Raw genomic sequence first — 22,546 nt, forward strand, 5'->3', positions numbered from 1 at the left:
ATTACAAAACCCTTCTCATCCTATTATATAAAAGGACGAAAAGGGTTAACTTCCGCGGTACCACCTTTGTTTATAGACAACCTGCCTATACACTCATTCAAGAAAATAACGGTTCCCACCGGCTAAACCTACTCGATTTTCAGCATAGCTGCTCTCAAGGCTACCTTCCTTCATCCCTTTTCGAGAAAACCTTTCAGCCAGTGGGTTTTCCTCTCTTTCGAACGGTGTGAAGTACTCTTCCTCATCAATGCATTTCATTGTTTATTTCTCATTACGTTATATGTTATTGTAGCTAAAAGGGTGTTCATTCGTCAAGTTTATTGTTAGAAAGTTCTATCACTTAAGCTGGGCATATCGATTAAAGAAGGTTTTATAGCCAAAATATAAAAACAGAATAACCGATAGAGAAACATTGCCCACCACACCCAGCATGATGACAATTTGATATTTGATCGCGTCTAAAGACCCGGCACCTGATAAAATCACTCCAGTCATCCTACCCGGCAAAAATACGATTCCCATTCCGATCATACGGTGAATCGTTAGTAAAATAACCGAATCAAAGACATAATTTATAATCCCTTGGGGTCGCCCCTAACATTAGAGCTGCCTCTAATTCCTTTCTGCTGGCCTGATAACCCGTCAAAGCTGCTACCCCTAAGGTAATCCCTGTCATTGAATTTCCTATCAGCAAGACGACTATGAAGATAAAGTAACGAGGGTCACACCATGGAGAGAATTGCACGACAATGAAATTAAAATAGAACAAGGCAAAGGGAGGAAAGGGCGCTACTCTACATAATCCAACCTTATCTGCATCTCGGTTCATTCAAGGTCAAAATCGGTCCATATCCTATAATGCTGATCTTCTAAAAAAGAGCAGTCACCTTACAAGGCAGCTGCTCTTTTCTATACTTAGCGAAAATCTCGCTTATCTTCCATTTTTCTTGAAATTAGCACATATCCAACGGTTGCTAATGCTGTCAATAAAGTATAGAACAATGTGTTTTTCATCTTGCTTTCCTCCTTGTAAGAAGAACTTGATATTTACCTCTAAAAAAGCGAATCTTTAAAATGGACGGAATTTCCCTTTTCTCAAGACGAGCATTGGTCCGCCAAGCAAGAACAGGTAACGATCATCAATGACATTTTTCATGACACTGGCAGATAAGCCATATAGTTTATTACCATCAAAAACCGTCCCCATCGCATCACTTCCACCTAATGAAGCCACTGTTCCCTTGTCATCAAAGGAAAATTCTTGTAAGGTACCACCAAAGATAGAAGTCTTAATGTTGTGAGCACACACATCTGCCTCCTGGATAGCAATTTGTGCAGTTGGAGGATATGGTTTGCCTGTTTCATTATTCATTACCCACGCACAATCACCGAGCATGTAAACTTCTTCATCACCAGGCGCACGCAGCGTGGCGTCAACATTCACTTTTCCTTTGGTCAATTCAAAGCCTGACTCACCAATGATTCGATTAGCTTGTACACCACCAGTCCAAACAATGGTACCTGCTTTTATTTCTTCGTTATCCTCGCCAACAATAACCGAATCTGCTTTTACTTCTTTAATCATCGTACCTAGTTTGAACTCAATACCACGAGCCTCTAAGGAATCCTTTGCATAATTTAATAATTCTTCGTCAAAACCGGGTAGAATGGTTTCCATTGCCTCGATATCAATAATTCGTACATCCCGGCGCGGAATGTCATATTTCTTGCACAAGACCGGAATCCGTTCCGCTAGCTCACCGAGGAACTCAATACCTGTGAATCCAGCACCACCAACAATAATCGTCAGCATACTTGAATCAGGATTAGCCTCATTGCGATAACGGGCAAATTGATATTCGATATGATCGCGAATCAACCGGCTTTTATCCACACTTTGAATCGAGAAGGCATGTTCCTCCATCCCTTTAATACCGAATGTAGCTTTTTCAAAACCTAACCCGACTACTAAATAATCATAATCCACTTTACCATTTTCCAATTGTACTGTTTTATCCGCTTTGTTAATTTTTTTCACGGTGTCATAGATCAAGTGAACACGTTTAGGGTTGATCACATCAGAGATCATTATACGCGAACGGTTAACATCAATCGTCCCTGCCGCCACCTCATGTAACCAAGTAGTTTGGTAGTGATAATTGTGTTTGTTAATCAGGGTAATCTCTGCTTCTTCTGGTGCAAATTGCTGCAATAATCGTTTAGTGGTCATCATCCCAGCATATCCAGCACCAAGTACAACTATTTTGGGTTTATTCTCTGACATACCTTTCATTCCTTTCTTTTCATTATGATCACTACTAAATTTTTGCTTTCACATAACCATATGTAACTGCATACAGTATAACAAAGATGTAAAAAGCCGTCTAATATGTTATACCCTTTCGAATAAAATATAATCATATCGCTACATAGTTATTGAAAAAAGAAAAGAGGTGTTTAGAATGAGTCGGTATTATCGATATCGCCTGCCTCCATGGGCAAGAGAATGGATTTTAATTTGTGAAAGATGTATGCTTCCGCTTGTAATCTTTCAGGCGATCCGCACGTTACTGCTGCCAACGACGTTTGATGTATTGCTTCTTGGTATCCTAATCGGTATTCTGATTGCCTTTCAATTAGAATGGATTTAACTCTATTCCATGGCTTGCAGTTGCTGATAAACGCTTGCCTGCATCTCGAATCCAAACAGCAAGGTGCGATAAATACGTTCCAGTTCCATGGAATATGACAAACTATCCAATCGATTGTTGTTTTGCTCCGTAGCCATATGTAACAAACGTGCTGGTGATAGTATTTGTAAAACAAACAACGATTTCTCAAAGTTGGTTAACGGCACATATTGACAATAGACTAGGAAGGCCTGCTTCAGTTTGTTCATATCGCAATCATGAAACTGAAATAGATATTGATAGTAGACCGTTAAATCGTAAGTAGGTGAGGACATGTAGGCGTATTCCCAATTCAATAAATACGTATAGGGGTTAGCTACCACATAATGAGATGGCTGCAGATTACCATGACATAAACAATACTTCATTTGTTCTGTTTTTTCTAGTTCTGTTACATAATAATTCTGCCATTCTTCCAACGTATCATATATCTGTAATAGGTCGCGATAATACATACAGAACTGTAATTCTGTCGGTGCCATAAAACGTTTTGCCTCTATTTGACGCAGATAACCTAAGCTTTGTTCCCGATATTGCAATAATTCTTGTTGGAATTGTGCCGTTATCGTATCTTTATTATCTTTCAGTGACTGTGTTGGATGACTTTGCATCGTTGTCCCATGCAATCGTCCAATCGTATGCATGACTGTTTCATATTCATCAATGGGCTGCTCTTGTGTGCTGCGCTCCAACCAAGGCATTAAATAGTAGATAGCTTGCTGATCATAGATAAATGGCTGTTTTTGTTTACTCTGAAAAATCGGCGCAAACGCAAAGATTTGTTGTTGATCCAAATACTGCTGTATGGCTAACCATTTACCAAATACATCTTCCTGGTAAGGAGTGCGTTTCAGGGCATAGTATTGTTGATTGGCCTTGATCTTATACACCTTTTCCGTAACCTGTTCGATTTCTTCTGGTTGCAGTTGAAATGAATCCAGAATCTCGTTCCAATTCATTAGAAAACCTCCTCGAGATTGTTATCCTTCCTCCACCTAAAGACAATATAGGTTTTCTGGAGTTCCAAATCGTATAATACCAAGGATTATCTATATTCCCATTTTATCAGAAAAAAACCGAGCAAAACTCAACTGGTCTTTTATTACTATATAAGTGGAACGCATACATGTAACAAAAATGTGTGACAAACAAGTCTTTGCTCACATGCTTTCCTGCTAATACCTCGTTTGATCCATTTACACAGTATGATGAGATAACCAGATAAAATTCTTTGCTTAGTACAAAAAATCCCTTGCTTGTAGGACAAGGGATTCTATTGCTTCCTGCATATTAAGAAGATAGTGGGATATAAATAATCTGTCCCGTTGAAACATCCTCCTCTTCCAACCGATTCGTGCGGACGATTTGATGCGTACTTACCTGATATCGTTCAGCAATATGATGGATTTGATCCTCCGGCTGTACGATATAAAGCTTCAATCGCGAATAATTGTTATCCTCTTCTTCTTGAAAAAGCTGTGACAAATAAGAAGTTTCATCGATATCCTGTTCTGCTGAACGAATATGGACTTGTTGTGTCTCCTCCGAAGGAACATCCACCACTTCGGCACCTTCTTCCTCGAAGTCTTCTATCTCCGCATCGGCAGTGTCTTCCGCCGTCGTTTTCTCTTCTTCAATGGCTTCTGCTTTCCTATCTGTTTCTTCTTGTTGAACACTTAACGTCGGTTCCTTTTCTTCTTGCTCCTCTGTCTCTTCTTGTGTAACAGATCGTTCCATTTGTTTTTCTTCTGTTGTGGTATCTTTGTGTGAAATCGGCTCTGCTACCTCCTCGTCACTATTGTTTTCCTTTTGCAATACCTGCTCTTCTTTTATGATTCGTTCTTCCTTCTGCAATAATGCTTCTTCCTGAGAGCTATCTTTCTTTATTTCCTGTATTTCCTCCTGCAATGCTTCTCTTTCCTGAATACTATCTTCACGTATTTCCTCTTCTTGCTCTAGCACTTCCTCCGCCTTTTCGGGTATTGCTTCTTTGGCAGACGTTTCATCCATAATTGACGGGGGTACGTCTGCAACATCCGCAGAACGATTCACTGCAAACTGTTCTAGTTCTTCCTCTGTGATTTCCAAGTGAAAGCTTTCCTCACCCTCGTCCATCTCCTCTTCTTCCCGAAAAGCAGGCAGACTGTAAGTATCTTCTACTTCCTCTTCCACCTCTTCTACTTGCTGTCGAATGCCAGAGATAGCCAAGTTCACCTCAATTTCCATTTCAGCTGCAGAGTTTAATTTATAATCAAAGTGTTCTACATCTATCGCTACTGAGTCCATGGATTCTACTCGATCAGCTGGAATGGAAATATCAATTAACAGCTTGTGAAAAAATTCATTGACGGTTTCAGACAATACATCCACTTGTTCTACATAAGTTCCGCGAATATCCTCTTCATTCTGCTCTATTGGGGCACTTGATCTCATATATTCTCCCTTTAGTTCCATCACTCCTCTAATGGACAAGCTGTGCTCCTGTTCATCAAAAGTAATGACAGGTTCCAGTCCAATCCCCAACATCTCTTGGATTTGCTGATCTTCTCGGAAGGCCAGTCTTTCCTGAAAATGAAACATAACGGTATCTTGCAACATCATTCCCCCTCTCCGATATACATGCGTTTCTCTTTATATGATATGAATCTTAATCGGTAATATGACTGTATTTCGTTAACAGAATCAAAAACGACCATCCTTTTATGGCTAACACAAAATAAAACGGATCTCCAAATAAAATCGATTATGTAAATTTGATTTTGTAAATAGTGAGCTCCTAGGATAGGTAGGGTAAGGCGAACGATCATAATAAGAAAAACCGGGCGAATTTTGCCCGGTCCTTTACGAATAACTAAAAGTAGCCACTGAACTGCCGATAAGATAGATTATGTTAAGTAGTCCACTTTCCTTAGTGGTGAGTTTGATCGTTTTATCTGTGCAAAGCAAGCGCTCCGGGAATAGGTTCCGCTTTCCATGGGGCCGGCTTCAGCTAACTAAAAAGAAGAGCACTTTTTAGTGGATCTTCAGCTCGTCCTAGTCCCATAGGAGTCTCCACCTATTCCCTCCGCTAGATTGGAGTACAACAATGGTTGTTACTGCAAGGAGAAAGCGTTCTAGGTACCCTAGACACTATGATAGCAAAAGGAGAAAATCGTCAACTGATTCTTTGGCTGCGTAATGGATCATGGTACAAATATAAAAGTCATAACGTAGGATAAAACCGTTCTCAGAAAAAGGTTATGCGGTTTGCTTATTGGCAGAAATATAGTGTCTGGAACACTTCATTCTAGCAGTCATTCGATTGTAGTGCTACTACCCAGCGGAGGAAATAGGTGGAGACTCCTGCGAGAAAAGCGCAGTGTGAAGACCCCGCAGGAAGCGATCTTTGCTGACGAGGAGGCTGAGCCAAGCTCGCGGAAAGCGGAACCTATTTCCGGAGCGTTTCCTAGCACATAAAAAACGTTCAACATGATCACTTGGAATAGCCTTTTACTTTACATAATCTATCTTATCGGCACCACCATTCGTTCAAGATCAAAATCGGTCCACATCCTATCATACTCAGAATTCTATACTTTCTTACCTTTGAAAAAAAGATTCCGTATCCTCTATGATCTATAATCCGGCATATTGAGAGATTATACAAGAATACACGAAAATAGGAGGGATGTACAAATCCCTGAAAAGAAAATCATTCAAAAGCGCTTTCCACCTTATCAACATAACGTTGGATGGAGGTTAACGGATACAAGAGGCAAGAAATATCTATTCGAAATATGCGATAAAGACGCGGTCACCTATCAGATAAACTTTAATCAGAAAGAATAGCATAAAAGTGAATATTTCCAATTGTTCACTGTTTTTGGGTGGGGTTTATCACAAAATAGGATTATTTTATCTGGTCAAACACCCATTATGGTCGAGATTGTCTATTTTCTTTGCTTATTATGAAAAAAACACCACCAAGCAATCTAATCTGCAAGGTGGTGTGGAAGATGACGCTTATTTTTTTGCTAATTTGGCGAACGCCTTTTCTACTGCTGCAATGGTTTTTTCTATATCTTCTTCGGTATGGGAAGTGGATAAGAACAATCCCTCGAATTGTGATGGCGGTAAGAAAATACCTTCTTCCATCATCGTACGATAGTAACTGGCAAATGCCACGGTATCTGATTTTTTCGCCGTTTCAAAATTGATAACAGGTTCTTCTGCAAAAAAGATTCCTACCATGGAACCAGCTCGATTGATTTGTAGTGGGATCTGATATTCATCAGCGGCTAAACGGTATCCTTCTATCAAACGATCTACTTGTTGGTTTATCCATTGATAAGAAGAACGATCCAACGCCTTCAGTGTCTCTAGGCCAGCCGTCATAGCTAAAGGATTCCCAGACAGCGTACCTGCCTGATAAATATCGCCTACCGGGGCCACATGTTCCATAATCTCTCTCTTCCCCCCATAAGCGCCAACGGGCAGTCCGCCACCAATTACCTTTCCTAGACAGGTCAAATCCGGAGTGATTTCGAAATGGCCTTGGGCGCAGTGGAAACCAACACGGAATCCTGTCATCACCTCATCAAAAATAAGCAAAGATTGATACTGCTTGGTAATATCCCTTATAGACGCTAAGAACTCTGCATCTGGCGGCACCACCCCCATATTCCCTGAGACAGGCTCAACGATGACAGCCGCTATATCATCACCAAATTGTTCAAAGGCATAACGAACGCTCTCAAAATCATTATATGGCACTGTTATCGTATGTTCAGCTACACTCTTCGGTACACCAGGGCTATCAGGCAAACCTAAGGTGGCCACACCTGAACCAGCCTTGATTAACAAGGAATCACCATGCCCATGATAGTTTCCTTCAAACTTCAGAATCTTATTCCGGCCCGTATAACCCCTGGCTAGACGCAAGGCACTCATTGTCGCCTCGGTACCTGAATTAACCATACGTACCATTTCGATCGATGGCACCCGATCAATGACCAACTGTGCTAATTCATTTTCCAAAAGCGTTGATGTTCCAAAGCTTGTACCTTTTGCCACGGCTTCTTGTAGTTTCGTGACAACCTGTGGATGGGCATGACCTAGAATTAGTGGTCCCCAGCTTAAGACATAATCGATATAGGCATTTCCATCAATATCATAAATTTTAGAACCTTCTCCATGATCCATATAAATCGGATTCATTCCTACCGATTTAAAAGCACGCACAGGTGAATTCACCCCTCCTGGCATTAAATCTATAGATTCTTTATAAGCATCTACTGACTTCTGGTTTTCTAACATGTTATTTGCCTCCTTCTCTATTTCGGAGCCATTTGGCAACATCTTTGGCAAAATAGGTAATCAAAATATCTGCACCTGCTCGTTTCATCGCCGTTAATTTCTCCAATACAATGGCTTGTTCATCCACCCAACCATTTTGACTCGCTGCTTTTACCATGGAATACTCTCCACTCACATTATAAGCTACAACAGGAACTGGATGTCGATCTTTCACTTCCCGAATAATATCCATATAGGCTAAGGCAGGTTTTACGATAAGAAAATCAGCCCCTTCTTCTATATCGGACTGCGCTTCACGCATAGCCTCTAACCGATTTGCTGGGTCCATTTGATACGTTTTTCGGTCACCAAACTGCGGCGTGCTTTCCGCTGCCTCGCGGAAAGGACCATAAAACGCAGAGGCATACTTCACTGCGTAGGACATGATCGGAATATGTGTATAACCTTCCTTATCCAAACCTTTTCTAATCTCTGTCACAAAACCATCCATCATATTAGAGGGAGCAATAATATCAGCTCCCGCCTCTGCCTGGGTAATCGCTGTTTTTACATGAAGCGGCAGTGATTGGTCATTATCCACATCCCCAGCGCTGATCACCCCACAGTGCCCATGAGAGGTATACTCACAAAGACATGTATCAGCAATAATCAATAACTGATCTGTTTTTTGCTTAATGCGGCGAATGGCTTGCTGAACAATTCCATTCGGATCATATGCACCTGAACCAACTTCATCTTTGTTAGCAGGAATACCAAATAACAGGACAGAAGGAACACCTAAATCCAACAGCTCATCGATTTCTCCATCTAAATGATCCAATGATACCTGGTACACTCCTGGCATCGATCGGACTTCATCTCTGATATTGTCACCTTCCACAACGAACAGGGGATAAACCAAGTCAGCTGTGCTTAGTTCTGTCTCTCGTACTAGCCTTCTCATCACTTGTGAATGGCGCAGACGACGATGACGATCAAAATTGTTTGTTGCCATTAACGATCACCTTTTCTTAAATATTGTATATAGACATAAACCATGTCTTCTATAGTGTATGTTTCTGGATATATAATCTTGGAAAATTGCTGTTCTTCTAATACATTGGCGGTTGTATGCCCAATCGCTACTGCCGTCAGCTGTGTTGCCAGTTTCCTGAACATCCAATCAGGGAGAGACTGTTTAAACGCTTCAACGGTCGATGGACTAGTAAAAAAAACAGCATCTACACCAGAAACACTCTGAATCAGCCGTTGCTTAGATACTTTCTTTTTTATTGTACGATAAATGACGATTTTTTTAAAATAAATATCTGCTGCAGTCAGTATTTTGGGAATATCTTCTCGAGCACTTTCTCCACAAACTAAGGCGACGGACTGCTGCTGATATCGCTGCAGAAATTCCTTAGCCATTGTCTCACCACTGTATACAGATGGTTCAAAATCTATGTCATATCCTAAACGCAACAGCTCGTTTGTTGTTTTCTTACCTACAGAGCCAATCTTGTTGGTAACGGAATACGTCTCGCTTTGAACCCATTCATGGAAAAAACGGACGGTATTTGCACTCGTAAAAAAAAGCCAGTCAAATGGCGGCAACTGTTCTTCACATCGTTGTTCCAATTGCTGAAAAAGGGGTTCAAATTGCAGCAATGGGACAGATACGCAGTCCGCCCCATTCCTTTGTAATAATGTAATCAGGGGAGCTGCCTGAGATTCTTCTCTTGTCACCAAGACACGCTTCCCTGCTAAAGGCGAGTTCATTCTTGGTTTGCCTCGATTGCTTCATCAACCAATTGCTGGGCCCCTTGATCCTTTAATTTATCAGCCGCCTGTTTACCAACTTGCTCAGGATCTGTACCCCTCACTACTTCTTTCAACACGGTCTTACCATCACTGCTCGCTACTAAAGCAGTAAGTATAATGTCTGTTCCCTCAAGGTAAGCATAGCCACCAATCGGTACTTGGCAGCCTCCATTCAATAGATGAAGAAAGGTACGCTCCGCCGTTACTGTTTTTTCGGTATAGGCATCATTGATCTGTTTTAATAAATCCAATAGTTCGGCATCATCTTCCCTACATTCAATCGCCAACGCACCTTGACCTACTGCTGGTACGCAAACATCTGGTTCCAAATATTCCGTTACGATTTCTTTATCCCAATTCATTCGATTTAAGCCGGCCGCCGCTAAAATGATCGCATCAAAATTCGCTTCTTTTAGCTTTCTCAATCTCGTTTCCACATTTCCTCTGATCCATTGAATTTCTAAGTCGGGACGTTCTGCTAATATCTGCGAACCTCTTCTTAAGCTGCTAGTTCCCACAATCGCACCAGCCGGAAGATCCTTTAGCGCCACATGATTATTTGAGATAAAGGCATCCCGATGATCTTCACGTACAGGGATCGATCCAATGATCAAACCTTCCGGCATGACAGCTGGCATATCTTTCATACTATGTACAGCAAAATCGATTTCCTTGTCATACATGGCCTTTTCGATTTCTTTTACAAATAATCCTTTTCCACCCACCTTAGACAAGGTTACATTGAGAATTTGATCTCCTTTTGTGACAATCTTCTTGATCTCAAATTCAAAGTGGTCACCAGCTCGTTCCTTTAATTGATCAATCACCCACTCTGATTGTGTGAGTGCTAAGTTACTTCGCCTTGATCCAACTACAACCTTACGCAATGTCATCCATCCTTTTTCTCACATAATTAATTCGTATAGCATCTGTATGCTTTTTCTTTCCCGCTAATAGTTGTCATAAAACCCCATCGATCCGAAAATGAAAGCATATGCACGTTTGCAACGGGTTAAGAAAAAACGCGCAAACTCTGCTCGGTCCTTTATTACTACCCAAAACCCGATACGTCAACTCGGTTTTTATTCTCTTTTTATAAAAAAATGGTTAGGAATCATCCAAACCACTTTGAATAATCAGAAGACACTACTCTCTGACTCAGCGGCACAGCTGATTACATCCAGCTGTGCTTATTGTTATGAGCAGGCTGCCTGATTCCCTTAATGGGTTGATACATTCTGCAGCTTCTGAAATACTTTTTCTTTTGTTTTCGCCAAGGTAACTACCTTATCTTGCTCGGCTTGTTTCGTTTGTTCCACTACCTGATCCTCAATATTGAAGATTTTCATAAACAGATCCAAAGTTTCTTGCGCATCTTCCCTGCCAGCAAATTCTTTGGCCTGTAGAATTGGCTGCTTCAATAGTTGATTGACAATACTTTTGGTATGTTTATTCAATACTTTTCGTTCGCGTTCCGTTAGCTCTGGGATTTTCCGTTCAATACTCTTCATCGTCTCTTGTTGAATGGATAAGGCCTGTTCTCGCAATGCAGTAATAACCGGGACAACCCCTAATGTACCCAGCCATTCGTTAAACGCAATGATTTCTTCTTCAATCCATAATTCAATTTCCATTGATGCCGTTTGACGTACTTGCTTATTGGTATCTACCACATGCTGTAAGTCATCAATATCATAAAGAAACACATCTTCTAAATCTGCTAAAGCTGGATCTAAATCCCTTGGTACAGCAATATCCACAAAGAAAATCGGACGTCCTCTACGTTCAGATGCCACTTGTTGGTACATTTCCTTTGTCACTACATATTGATCGGAGCCCGTGGAGCTAATCACAATATCTGCTTCTTTTAAGGAATGAACCAACCCCTGAACCGTACATGCTTCTCCATTAAATTGCTCCGCTAATTGCCGGGCCTTCTCAATGGTACGGTTGACGACGGTTACTTGATTTGCGCCAGAACCATACACATTCTTAGCAGCTAGTTCTCCCATCTTTCCTGCCCCGATAATCATGACATGTTTATTTTTTAGATCTTGGAACAGCTTTTTGGCTAATTCAACCGCTGCATAACTTACAGAAACGGCATTCTCCCCGATCGCTGTACTTCGGTGTGCCTTCTTACCAATGGTAATCGCTTGTTTGAATAATTCATTAAAAATCGTACCCGTCAGTTGATGATGTTGAGCAGCTAAAAAGGTTTTTCGTACTTGACCTAGTATTTGTGTCTCTCCCATCACCATGGACTCCAAGCTGCAAGTCAATCGAAACAAGTGTTCAACAGCCGCTTCCTTTTCATAAATAATGATATGTGGTATAAAGTCCTCTTTGTCAATTTCAAACCAATCGGCAAGAAATTGCTTGATAAAGTATCTGCCCGTGTGAAGCTGATCAACAACGGCATATACTTCTGTACGATTACAAGTCGAAAGAATGACATTCTCTAAGATGCTTTTCTGTTTATTCAACGCTGTCATTGCTTCTACAAGCGTATCTTCACGAAAAGCAAGCAACTCTCGCACTTCCAAAGGTGCCGTCTTATAATTTATTCCTGCTGCTATAATGTGCACTATATCTACCCCCAAAAAAACAAAAGCCTAGCCAGTAATCTTCATTATAAAATACTCAAAAATAATTCTTTGTAGATTATTATTGTAATGAAGTTATTTTTCTCGTCATCAACCAGTGACTAGCAAAACTACTTTTATTATAACATGTTTTCCTAATGATTTCGTGATGATTTTATGAACAGTTACCGTATGAGTTATGGTAAAATGAAGTTCGGTACATTTATTATTAACAATTCATTTGTACTTTAGCATATTCAACATATTTTTTCAAGAAAATAAATTTAAATTAATAATCATTTTAATCTAGGAGTGTTTCGTTTGAAAAAGAATGGTTTGATGGCCTATTTATTAATTGGTATTGGTGTATTTTTCTTACTGCGAGAATTACACTTACCGATTTTAACCGATTTCTACTCATGGCCAACGCTTTTTATACTAATAGGGGCTGCCTTTCTCATCTATGCCTTTACTAGCAAAGAATATAAACAAATATTCCCTGGTGTCGTGTTACTGGGCTTCGGGATTCATTTTCATGGTCTGGCTCATTATCCTTTTTGGATTGATCATTGGGGAATGTACACACTTATCATCTCATTAGCTTTCTTGATTCGAGCCTTTAAAACGAAAAAAGGAGTAGTTCCGGGTCTTCTATTGTTAGCTCTTTCCTTGTTTGTCATGTTTGTTAATCAACAGCCAGGCTGGTTTTCGTGGGTTTATCAAGGAATGAACTGGTTAGAAAGGTTTTGGCCCGTACTATTAATTGCTATTGGATTTTATTTGTTATTGAAAAAGAAATAAGTAGCACGGTAAATGACTAGCTATAATGGTGAGGTGGATGGTCTTATGTGCAGGTGCTCCGGAAACCAGCTCAAATGCAGTGTAACCGGAGCATTGTAATGCACAATAGTAAGATCTGATTATCGATCATGATTTTAACTGCTTATTGCAGATATTGCTTCAAATAGTTCCACACATCCTCTTTTCCTTCGCTTGTTTCTGCGGAAAACGGAATGACGGTATCTTCTGCTTCCATCTCCAGTGTGTTGATCACACGCTTAAGGTGAGAGGCTTTTTTATTCTTTGGAATTTTATCTAATTTTGTTGCTATCACTAACACCGGCAGTTGATAATACTTCAGAAATTCATACATCATGACATCGTCTTTTGTAGGCTGATGGCGGATATCTACAATCAAGACGGTTAGACGAAGTGTTTGTCGCAAAGCGAAATATTCTTCCATCATTTCACCCCACTTTGCCCGTTCCTTCTTGGACACCTTGGCGTATCCATAACCAGGAACATCGACAAAATAAAAGGCATCATTAATGTTATAAAAATTCAACGTCTGCGTTTTGCCAGGTTTACCAGAAGTTCTTGCCAAATTCTTGCGTTGAATCATCTTATTAATAAAGGATGATTTCCCTACGTTCGATCGACCTGCCAAGGCAATTTCCGGCCATTGATCTTGAGGGTACTGTTTCTCTGAGACTGCACTAATCACAATCTCTGCTTTATTGACTTTCATGTTTCTCCTCCAATAATGCATACTTTAATACGGTATCCAAATGATCGACTGGAACGAAGCTAATTGCTTCCTTTACACTATCGGGAATATCTTCTAGATCTTTCTGATTATCGGCTGGGATAATAATCGTTGTAATGCCCGCGCGGTGAGCACTTAATGACTTTTCTTTTAGTCCTCCGATTGGAAGCACCCTCCCCCTTAAGGTGATTTCACCAGTCATACCAACCTCTTTGCGTACCGGTCTTCCAGTCAGTGCTGAAATAAGCGCTGTCGCCATCGTAATCCCTGCTGATGGGCCATCTTTCGGTGTTGCACCTTCCGGAACATGGATATGAATATCATTCTTTTCCAGAAAGTCAGGATCAATTTTTAATGTATCTGCCCTTGATCGAATATAACTCAATGCTGCCTGAGCCGATTCTTTCATGACATCCCCTAGTTTCCCCGTTAATGTAAGTTTTCCTTTACCCTTCGCAAGGCTTACTTCAATGGATAGAATATCGCCACCAGCAGCTGTATAAGCAAGGCCTGTAGCTGCACCTATCTGATCATTCAGCTCCATCATTCCATAACGAAATAGTGGTTTACCAAGTAGCTCTTCTAGTTGTTTTTCTGTGACAACGACACGCTTTTTGGCACCTGAGACAATCACTTTTGCAGACTTACGGCAAAGTGATGACAATTGTCGTTCTAAGCCACGTACGCCCGCTTCCCTCGTATATAAGCGAATCAACTTTAATAATGCTTGATCTCTTATTTGTAGCTGACTCTTCTTTAAGCCGTTTTCCTCTAGCTGTTTTGGTAATAAATGCTGTTTGGCAATAAAAAGCTTTTCTATTTCTGTATAGCCTGGAATCGTGATGACTTCCATTCGATCCAATAAAGGTCGTGGAATGGTCGCCAGATTGTTTGCCGTCGCAATAAACATTACCTTTGATAAGTCATAAGTCTCTTCTAAATAATGATCACTATAATTATGATTCTGCTCTGGATCTAGTACCTCGAGCATTGCAGAAGATGGGTCACCACGAAAATCATTAGACATTTTATCAATCTCATCTAACAAAAAGACGGGATTAATGGTTTCCGCTTTTCTCATACCTTGGATAATCCTGCCTGGCATAGCGCCAATATACGTACGACGATGCCCTCGTATTTCTGCCTCATCACGAACACCACCAAGGGAAGCACGGACAAAATGACGGTCAACAGCTTTCGCAACAGAGCGTGCCAAGGATGTTTTTCCCACCCCGGGAGGGCCCACCAAACATAAGATAGGACCTTTCAGAGAATTAGTCAGCTGCTTTACTGCCAAATACTCAAGCACGCGCTCTTTCACCTTATCCAATCCATAGTGATCTTCATTTAAGATTTGTTCAGCATGCGCAAGATCTAAATTATCCGTCGTTTGTTCTATCCAAGGCAGGGCAAGAATCCAATCAATATAGTTACGGATAACCGAGCTTTCTGCAGAACTTTGCGGCACACGTTCATATCTAGATAATTCCTTGTCTACTACTTCGACGACACGCTCCGGCAATTCCTTTTCTGCCATTTTCTTGCGTAAATCGGCAATCTCACCTGTTTTGCCATCCTTGTCACCTAACTCTTTCTGAATCGCCTTCATTTGTTCTCGTAAGTAATATTCCTTCTGCGTATCCTCCATTGACTTCTTTACTCGCTGCCCAATCTTCCGTTCTAATTCCAACACTTCTTTTTCATTTGAAATAATATCCAACAGTAGCTGCAGTCTGGCCTTTACATCTAATGTCTCTAGTACCTTTTGCTTGTCCGACATTTTCAAAGTGATATGTGAAGCTACAATATCGGCCAATTGACTGGGCTCTTCCATGTCACTGACACTAGCTAATGTCTCCTTCGTCACTTTTTTGGATATTTTGGTGTAGTGTTCAAATTGCTCCAATAAGGCTCGCATTAAAGCGACTTCTTCTGATACGTTGTTATGAATATCCTCTAAGGCTTCAATTTCCACCAAAAAATGATTCTCTTGCTCGATAAAATGATTTAATTTCGCTCGATATATGCCTTCAATCAAGACCCGCACCGTTCCATTGGGCAATTTCAACATTTGATTAACCTTTGCTACCGCCCCTTGTGGATGGATATCTTCTGGTGACGGATCATCCAAGGCACTATCTTTTTGAGCTGCCAGGAAAATATGTTGATCAAGCATCATGGCTTTTTCCAAAGACTGAATTGATTTTTCTCGACCCACATCTAAATGAATCACCATTCCAGGGAAAATAATAAGTCCTCTTAATGGTATTAATGGCATATGTATTAAATTGGTTGTCATACGACACCTCCGTCATGCTGGCTTTATTTTTGAGTAAGTTATTCCTCTTCAGACTTATAGCAGTAAAGAAAGGAACGGAGTCACTGTTATCAGTTTAATGAAGTTTTTCGGGTTTGTAAATCCCTTTAAGAGGTTGTTCAAAAGACCAATAAAAATGACACATAAATTTCTATAATAAGATAACCTCTGTCAAGGTTATCTAGGTCCAGTGGATAACGCAAAAATCAGCGTGATTAACTCTATTTTTAAACACGCACATTCCTGCTTCCTTAATCTTCCCTAAAAAAAAGAAAAGCATACAAAATCCCTTGTTGAAAAACAAGGGATTTCATGTTTATGCACTCTCTTTTGGTGATTTAAGTTCGATAACTGTACCATCTTCATGAACCAGTTTTGGACGCCCATTCTCTGTAGCTACTGTTTCTTTTGTGATAATACATTTCTTCACATCATCTCGTGAAGGTAATTCAAACATCACATCTAACATGATACCTTCAAGAATGGAACGTAGACCACGAGCACCTGTTTTCCGTTCAATTGCTTTTTCTGCAACGGCTTCTAAGGCTCCTTCTCCAAACTCCAATTCAACATCGTCGATTTCAAATAACTTACTATACTGTTTCACTAATGCATTCTTCGGCTGCGTTAAAATATCTACCAGCGCTTCTCTGTCTAACGGTTCTAAACTTCCAATTACAGGTAAACGACCGATGAATTCTGGAATTAGACCGAAGCGTAATAAATCTTCTGGCAGTACCTTTGAAAGCAAGGCAGCTTTATCTAATTCTTGATTATCACTTTCCGCGCCAAAACCAATTACCTTTTCGCCAAGACGACGTTTTACAATCTGTTCAATCCCATCAAAGGCGCCACCACAAATAAACAAGATATTCGAGGTATCGATTTGAATGAACTCTTGATGAGGATGTTTTCTTCCTCCTTGAGGCGGTACACTTGCAGTTGTCCCTTCCAAGATTTTCAGCAAGGCCTGCTGTACACCTTCACCAGAAACATCACGTGTAATGGACGGATTCTCTGACTTACGAGCTACCTTATCAATTTCATCAATATAGATAATACCCTTTTCCGCTTTTTCCACGTCATAATCAGCCGATTGAATAAGCTTCAATAGAATATTTTCCACATCCTCCCCGACATAACCGGCTTCCGTTAACGAAGTAGCGTCCGCAATAGCAAACGGTACATTCAATATCCGGGCCAAAGTTTGGGCGAGTAATGTTTTCCCACTTCCTGTCGGTCCGATCATAGCAATGTTACTTTTCGATAATTCCACTTCATCTTTTGATCTTGGGGAATTAATTCGTTTGTAATGATTATAAACGGCAACCGATAAATTACGTTTAGCCTTTTCCTGACCAATCACATAATCATCTAGAATTTCACAAATCTCCTGTGGTTTAGGTGTCTCTTTATATTCTACTTCTTCATCTGTACCTAACTCTTCTTCCACAATTTCTGTGCAAAGTTCAATACATTCATCGCATATATAAACACCTGGCCCTGCAACTAGTTTTCGAACCTGGTCTTGACTTTTACCGCAAAAAGAACATTTTAGCTGCCCTTTCTCCTCATTAAATTTATACATGTCTTTCACCCCTTGTTCAATAAATATAGCTTAAGCTACAACCAAACAATTTTAGCAAGCCTATCTTTACGTAATCATATCAAATTGTTTCGAAATACAAAAGCAATAAACATTATCAATGTCAAAGCCTACCAAGCTTTGGACATAATTACAAATAGTTTGCACTGTTTACCATGAGCTAAACCTTTATTATGATTTTATTTTGTGACGAGAAGCTATTCGATGAATGTCGATACGAGATCCAGTAACTCCGGTACAAAACGTCCATCGTCCATTCTCAGCAGAGGATAACGAACGCTTAGTCTCACTTCTATTATGTATATGTTGACCAGCACAATGTATTGCTTCTTTTTCATGTCTTGCTCTTCTCTTTGTGATACGGATGTAATCGTGTTGTATAGAAAACAAGGTGCAAAGAGATGGCACCTTGTTCGCTATAGCGTTTATTTGGTTTTGCAATTATCTACAAGTACATTGATGGCTTTTTGAAATTTCAAATCATCCTGCAAAGCAGCGGCATTTCCACCAAGTGCTTGTTTAATTTGATCGATTTCCATATTATACATGGAAGCCATTGATTCCAATTCTTTTTCGACATCTTCATCTGTTACTTCTACATCCTCTGCTTCTGCAATAGCTTCTAATGTCAAGTTAGTTTTTACTCGCTTAGCTGCATCTTCTTTCATTTGTTCCTTCAAGGCGTCCTCATCCTGTCCTGAGAACTGAGTATACATTTCTAATGTCATGCCTTGCATCTGTAAACGCTGTTCAAACTCTTGCAGCATGCGATCTAATTCCGACTGCACCATTACGTCTGGAACATCTACTTCTGCATTATCAGAAGCTTGTTGAACAAGCGATTCCCTTTTGTTGGTCTCAGCTTGATTTTCTTTTTGTTCTTGCAGACGTTTTTTTGTTTTTTCTTTTAATTCTTCTAATGTTTCTACTTCTTCATCAACATCTTTAGCGAATTCATCATCCAATTCAGGCAGTTCTTTTGCCTTTATTTCATGAATTTTCACTTTAAACGTTGCATTTTTACCTGCTAGGTTTTCTGCATGGTATTCTTCAGGGAAAGTAACCTCTACTTCTGTTTCTTCCCCAGTTTGCTTACCAATCAACTGTTCTTCAAAACCAGGGATAAATGAATTCGAACCAATTTCTAATGAGTGATTCTCTGCTTGTCCACCTTCAAAAGCTTCACCATCCACAAAGCCTTCGAAATCGATGACAGCAGTATCCCCATCTTCAATGGCACCTTCTTCTTTTACCACTAGTTCAGCTTGCTGTTCTTGTTGTTGTTGAATCTCTGCATCTACATCTTCATCTGTTACTTCTGTGCTTTCTTCCTCGACTTCTAATCCTTTATATTCACCTAATGTAACTTCAGGTTTTACGGATACCTTCGCAGTAAAAATTAGATTTTTCCCTTTTTCGATTTGTTCAATATCCACTTCTGGCTGATCAATTGGTTCAATTCCAGTTTCGTCGATTGCCGCACTGTACTCTCCTGGAAGAATGAAATCTACTGCATCTTGGTATAATGATTCTACGCCAAAACGTTTCTCAAACATCCCTCTTGGCATTTTACCTTTACGAAATCCTGGAACTTGTACTTGTTTCACTACTTTTTTAAAAGCTTGATCTAACGCTTTATCAAATTTATCGGCATCTACTTCAATCGTCAGGATGCCTTCGTTACCTTCTTGTTTTTCCCACTTTGCTGTCATTCTTATTTCCCTCCAACATAAAACTTTGTATATTTGTCGCTTATTTTCTATTAGAACCGCACACAAATTGCAACCATTACATTATAACACAATTGCATCTGCTTTCAATAATAATGTATGTATTTTTATTTTGCAATCATTTCTGTCTTGTCCTCTTTGCTCTAAATATCAAGGATCGACGCATACAACTTATCAGACATCGTAATCATATCCACATAATGCTGTTTCATTTCCGATGTTTGGTGATCTGTATCATCGTAAAGCTGAAAACTTCTGCTCACATAATAAAATAAAGACTCTGCTAATAATTTATAATCATCCTTTGGCGGTAAAAATGGTGTATATACGTATGCGAAACGCTCCAAGATAAATTGAATCATTTGATATTTTGTTGGATCTTCCTGCTGCAATTCCTCTAAAAAGTACATAATACCCGAAAAAAATGAAGCTGGAATAATCGATTCCGTTGGATGTAACCTTATGTCATCTTGCAAGTTGAATTTCTCAATATGTATTGGTGCTTCTGTTCCCATTTTTTGATAATACTCAAGCATTGCTGTTTTCACGACAGGGTGAGTCGTTGGCTGGATCAACATTTCTCGGTATAATGGGCTGTCTTGATAAATATCCATTTTGGTTAATCGCTTGATCATATACCATTGCTGGCGGTCATTATTTTCTTGTAATGCCTGCTCTAACTGAGCGGTTACTTCATTAAAAGTCTGTTCATCATCTTGATGCTGTAATTCTTCACTTAATTGGTAAACATGACGTAGCTGTTCCTTGATCAATGCGGGCACTTCTTGATGGGGTGAATTTCCTTCCAATACTTCATCAATTACTGACATAACTTCTTCATATTTGCTCGATTGAAACAATAGGGTCGCATAAATATGCACATAGGAGGAATAATATTGATCTTGCTTCGCGATTAATTGTTCACATAATTCTTCTGCTTCTTCTGCCATATTCAATTCCATCATACAAATTAGTTTACCTGTCATCACTTCGTGGGAGTATACTCCATTCTCCGTCAGTTGATGGAAATGTTCATAAGCCTCTTGAAAATGGCTGTCCTGCATAGCCTCTGTTGCCCTTTGCTCCAATGTGTGTCTCCACTGAGGCAGCATAACTATTTTTTCTTGGTCATTTTTCATATTGTCACCTGCCTTTTTCTTCCCAATTAGTAGTATATACAACAAATTCGATCAAACGATGAATCACACTCTCCAGCCGCTGAACTTTATTGACGTTAGCATAGCGGAATAAAAATTCAGATAGGCAAAAACAACAACTTTTTATTTAAGGTCGTTTTTATTCTTTTTCTTTGATAAAGCGACTGCCGAAATCCTTAAAAACAAAATACTTCACCATAAAAAAACTAGCCAGAAATGACAAGAACATCGCTAAACCTTTGGCTAAGTTATACCGCAGCCAATTAGGAACACCGGTATAATCCAATATTTCGTTAGTACCAATAAATACAAGATTGCTGACTCCTAAGCTAATCAGCCCCTGTATAACAAAAAGGATACGTTGGCGCTTACTCCCTATAGCTGAACGTTTGAATGTAATATTCACATTCCATAAATAACTATTTGCCACTGCTAAAGAGTAGGCAATTGAATTGCATAAAACAAGCAGCATACGACTATCTGGATGAAAAAGGAGCAGCAACAGGTTCAATACTGCTATGTCCACTCCAGCATTAGAAACCCCAATTACACTAAATTGAAGAAACTGTAAAGGTCCTCGTTTTGCTTTTTGTTTTGTCATGAAATTCCTCTTTTTATACCTTTTTAAAGTTAACCACATGATGTTTACAAGTGATTAGTCCGCATAGACCATTTCTTCCTTAACTACGACCTCTTTATAATAATCCAGTACTTGTCTTGATTGGTGCTCCCAGCTCATGTTTGCCATATCAGCCCGCGCATATTGAACCAATCGTTCTCGTAACGTTTCATCTGTAAAACGTAAGACGGTGTTTGTAAAATCATCCTTTTTGTCTTTATCATATAGCAATCCATTACGATTATCTTCTACTTGCTCACAAGTTGGTCCACTTTTGGCTGCAACTAACGGTAATCCAGATGCCATCGCTTCTGTGATTACCAGCCCCAAAGTTTCTGAAGTGGACGGAAAGACAAAAATATCAGCAGACGCATATACTTTAGCCAGTTCTTCTCCATGCAGCATTCCAGTAAACACGGTGTTTGTGCCTGCAAAATAGTTTTCAAGCGACGATCGATGTGGTCCGTCCCCTACAATCGCCAGTACAAACTCATCGGATGCTTTGAGAACCGACCTGATTTTTTCAATTTCCTTTTCTGCCGCAAGCCTGCCGACAAAAAGGAGCAATTTTTTATCCGAATGACCAGCTGTTAGCTGCTTACGCATTTCCTGATCATATTTACTGGGGTGGAATAGTTCTGTATCAACACCACGTTTCCAAACCTCAACCCTCTGAAATCCATGTTCTTCTAGTTCTGTTTTAACAGCATGTGACGTGCATAAATTTAAATAAGCTTGATTATGAAGCTTACGAAAATACCACCACAAGAGACCCTTAAATATAGACAAGTGATAATAATCGAGATATTTAGGTACTTGCGTATGGTATGAAGCAATCATCGGAATTCCTAGCTTTTTGGCATACCGCACTCCGGATACTCCTAATAAGGCTGGGTTCACCACATGGACAATATCTGGCTGATAGTCTTCCAGTATCTTTTTCACCTTGCGATTTGGCAGCGCGAATTGTTTAGAGCGATAAAATGGAAGTGTTCTGGCCGGAATCCCTGTTATCATTATTCCTTCAAACTCATCTACTCCAAGATCTGGAGCTATCACATGTATGTCATGTCCCTCGCGTTTAAAGTAGCGAATGCATGCTTTAAGCCTTGTCACCACACCATCTGTTGAAGGTACAAAGGTTTCTGTCACTATGGCGATTTTCAATCTTGATTCTCCTCCTAACAGCTACAAATAACAG

The 22,546-nt window shown here is 39.9% G+C and carries 19 protein-coding genes and 1 other annotated feature; of the genes, 2 read left to right on the plus strand and 17 right to left on the minus strand.

Features of this window, described 5'->3' with window-relative positions; genetic code table 11:
- Positions 1-28: 28 nt before the first annotated feature.
- Positions 29-257: a binding site (T-box leader), on the minus strand.
- 79 nt (positions 258-336) lie between these two features.
- The 3 genes from BN6556_RS22675 to BN6556_RS18485 all read right to left on the minus strand — a co-directional run bounded on the left by BN6556_RS22675 (position 337) and on the right by BN6556_RS18485 (position 2,284).
- Positions 337-531: an ABC transporter permease gene (locus tag BN6556_RS22675; RefSeq protein WP_316245338.1), complete on the minus strand. Its 195-nt coding sequence runs from the start codon at positions 529-531 to the stop codon at positions 337-339.
- 28 nt (positions 532-559) lie between these two features.
- The gene (locus tag BN6556_RS22680; RefSeq protein ID WP_262361321.1) at positions 560-829 is read right to left on the minus strand and encodes an ABC transporter permease; all 270 of its coding nucleotides are present in this window, start codon (positions 827-829) and stop codon (positions 560-562) included.
- Positions 830-1,069: 240 nt separating this feature from the next.
- Positions 1,070-2,284 carry an NAD(P)/FAD-dependent oxidoreductase gene (locus BN6556_RS18485; RefSeq protein WP_066194446.1) on the minus strand — a complete coding sequence of 405 codons (1,215 nt, stop codon included), beginning with the start codon at positions 2,282-2,284 and terminating at the stop codon, positions 1,070-1,072.
- 178 nt (positions 2,285-2,462) lie between these two features.
- Here BN6556_RS18485 and BN6556_RS18490 point away from each other — a divergent pair, with 178 nt between their 5' ends.
- Positions 2,463-2,651 (plus strand): hypothetical protein, encoded by a 189-nt coding sequence (locus BN6556_RS18490; protein WP_066194449.1) that lies wholly within the window; start codon positions 2,463-2,465, stop codon positions 2,649-2,651.
- A gap of 2 nt (positions 2,652-2,653) precedes the next feature.
- Here the strand turns inward: BN6556_RS18490 and BN6556_RS18495 are convergent, their stop codons facing one another.
- From BN6556_RS18495 to hemA, 7 genes are all read right to left on the minus strand, one after another.
- On the minus strand, positions 2,654-3,649 hold the full coding sequence (locus BN6556_RS18495) for a phosphotransferase (protein WP_066194451.1): 996 nt from the start codon (positions 3,647-3,649) through the stop codon (positions 2,654-2,656).
- A 331-nt stretch (positions 3,650-3,980) separates the two neighbouring features.
- Positions 3,981-5,291, minus strand: a complete 1,311-nt coding sequence (locus BN6556_RS18500) for a LysM peptidoglycan-binding domain-containing protein (protein ID WP_148436814.1) — start codon at positions 5,289-5,291, stop codon at positions 3,981-3,983.
- 1,401 nt (positions 5,292-6,692) lie between these two features.
- Positions 6,693-7,985 (minus strand): glutamate-1-semialdehyde 2,1-aminomutase, encoded by a 1,293-nt coding sequence (gene hemL, locus BN6556_RS18505; protein ID WP_066194457.1) that lies wholly within the window; start codon positions 7,983-7,985, stop codon positions 6,693-6,695.
- 1 nt (position 7,986) lies between these two features.
- Positions 7,987-8,979 (minus strand): porphobilinogen synthase, encoded by a 993-nt coding sequence (gene hemB / locus BN6556_RS18510; RefSeq protein ID WP_066194460.1) that lies wholly within the window; start codon positions 8,977-8,979, stop codon positions 7,987-7,989.
- Positions 8,979-9,743, minus strand: a complete 765-nt coding sequence (locus tag BN6556_RS18515) for a uroporphyrinogen-III synthase (RefSeq protein WP_066194462.1) — start codon at positions 9,741-9,743, stop codon at positions 8,979-8,981. The genes hemB and BN6556_RS18515 overlap by 1 nt, the downstream gene beginning before the upstream one ends.
- Positions 9,740-10,672 (minus strand): hydroxymethylbilane synthase, encoded by a 933-nt coding sequence (gene hemC, locus BN6556_RS18520; RefSeq protein WP_066194465.1) that lies wholly within the window; start codon positions 10,670-10,672, stop codon positions 9,740-9,742. The genes BN6556_RS18515 and hemC overlap by 4 nt, the downstream gene beginning before the upstream one ends.
- Before the next feature lie 333 nt (positions 10,673-11,005).
- On the minus strand, positions 11,006-12,373 hold the full coding sequence (gene hemA, locus BN6556_RS18525) for a glutamyl-tRNA reductase (protein WP_066194468.1): 1,368 nt from the start codon (positions 12,371-12,373) through the stop codon (positions 11,006-11,008).
- Positions 12,374-12,682: 309 nt separating this feature from the next.
- Between hemA and BN6556_RS18530 the strand changes: the two genes are divergently transcribed.
- The gene (locus tag BN6556_RS18530) at positions 12,683-13,171 is read left to right on the plus strand and encodes a LiaI-LiaF-like domain-containing protein (RefSeq protein ID WP_316245339.1); all 489 of its coding nucleotides are present in this window, start codon (positions 12,683-12,685) and stop codon (positions 13,169-13,171) included.
- A 142-nt stretch (positions 13,172-13,313) separates the two neighbouring features.
- Here the strand turns inward: BN6556_RS18530 and yihA are convergent, their stop codons facing one another.
- The 7 genes from yihA to BN6556_RS18565 all read right to left on the minus strand — a co-directional run bounded on the left by yihA (position 13,314) and on the right by BN6556_RS18565 (position 22,512).
- The gene (gene yihA, locus BN6556_RS18535) at positions 13,314-13,898 is read right to left on the minus strand and encodes a ribosome biogenesis GTP-binding protein YihA/YsxC (RefSeq protein WP_066194469.1); all 585 of its coding nucleotides are present in this window, start codon (positions 13,896-13,898) and stop codon (positions 13,314-13,316) included.
- On the minus strand, positions 13,885-16,215 hold the full coding sequence (gene lon / locus BN6556_RS18540; RefSeq protein ID WP_066194472.1) for an endopeptidase La: 2,331 nt from the start codon (positions 16,213-16,215) through the stop codon (positions 13,885-13,887). Before lon ends, yihA begins: the two co-directional genes overlap by 14 nt.
- Positions 16,216-16,549: 334 nt before the next feature.
- The gene (gene clpX / locus BN6556_RS18545; RefSeq protein WP_066194475.1) at positions 16,550-17,821 is read right to left on the minus strand and encodes an ATP-dependent protease ATP-binding subunit ClpX; all 1,272 of its coding nucleotides are present in this window, start codon (positions 17,819-17,821) and stop codon (positions 16,550-16,552) included.
- Positions 17,822-18,264: 443 nt separating this feature from the next.
- The gene (gene tig, locus BN6556_RS18550) at positions 18,265-19,551 is read right to left on the minus strand and encodes a trigger factor (RefSeq protein ID WP_066194478.1); all 1,287 of its coding nucleotides are present in this window, start codon (positions 19,549-19,551) and stop codon (positions 18,265-18,267) included.
- A 161-nt stretch (positions 19,552-19,712) separates the two neighbouring features.
- Positions 19,713-20,708 carry a hypothetical protein gene (locus tag BN6556_RS18555; RefSeq protein ID WP_066194482.1) on the minus strand — a complete coding sequence of 332 codons (996 nt, stop codon included), beginning with the start codon at positions 20,706-20,708 and terminating at the stop codon, positions 19,713-19,715.
- Positions 20,709-20,865: 157 nt separating this feature from the next.
- Complete coding sequence (locus BN6556_RS18560; protein WP_066194488.1) at positions 20,866-21,327, minus strand: GtrA family protein; 462 nt, start codon at positions 21,325-21,327, stop codon at positions 20,866-20,868.
- Positions 21,328-21,381: 54 nt separating this feature from the next.
- Positions 21,382-22,512, minus strand: a complete 1,131-nt coding sequence (locus BN6556_RS18565; protein ID WP_066194491.1) for a glycosyltransferase family 4 protein — start codon at positions 22,510-22,512, stop codon at positions 21,382-21,384.
- Positions 22,513-22,546: the final 34 nt, after the last annotated feature.

The sequence above is a fragment of the Gracilibacillus timonensis genome (genome assembly GCF_900086715.1).
Classification (GTDB): Bacteria; Bacillota; Bacilli; order Bacillales; family Amphibacillaceae; genus Gracilibacillus; species Gracilibacillus timonensis.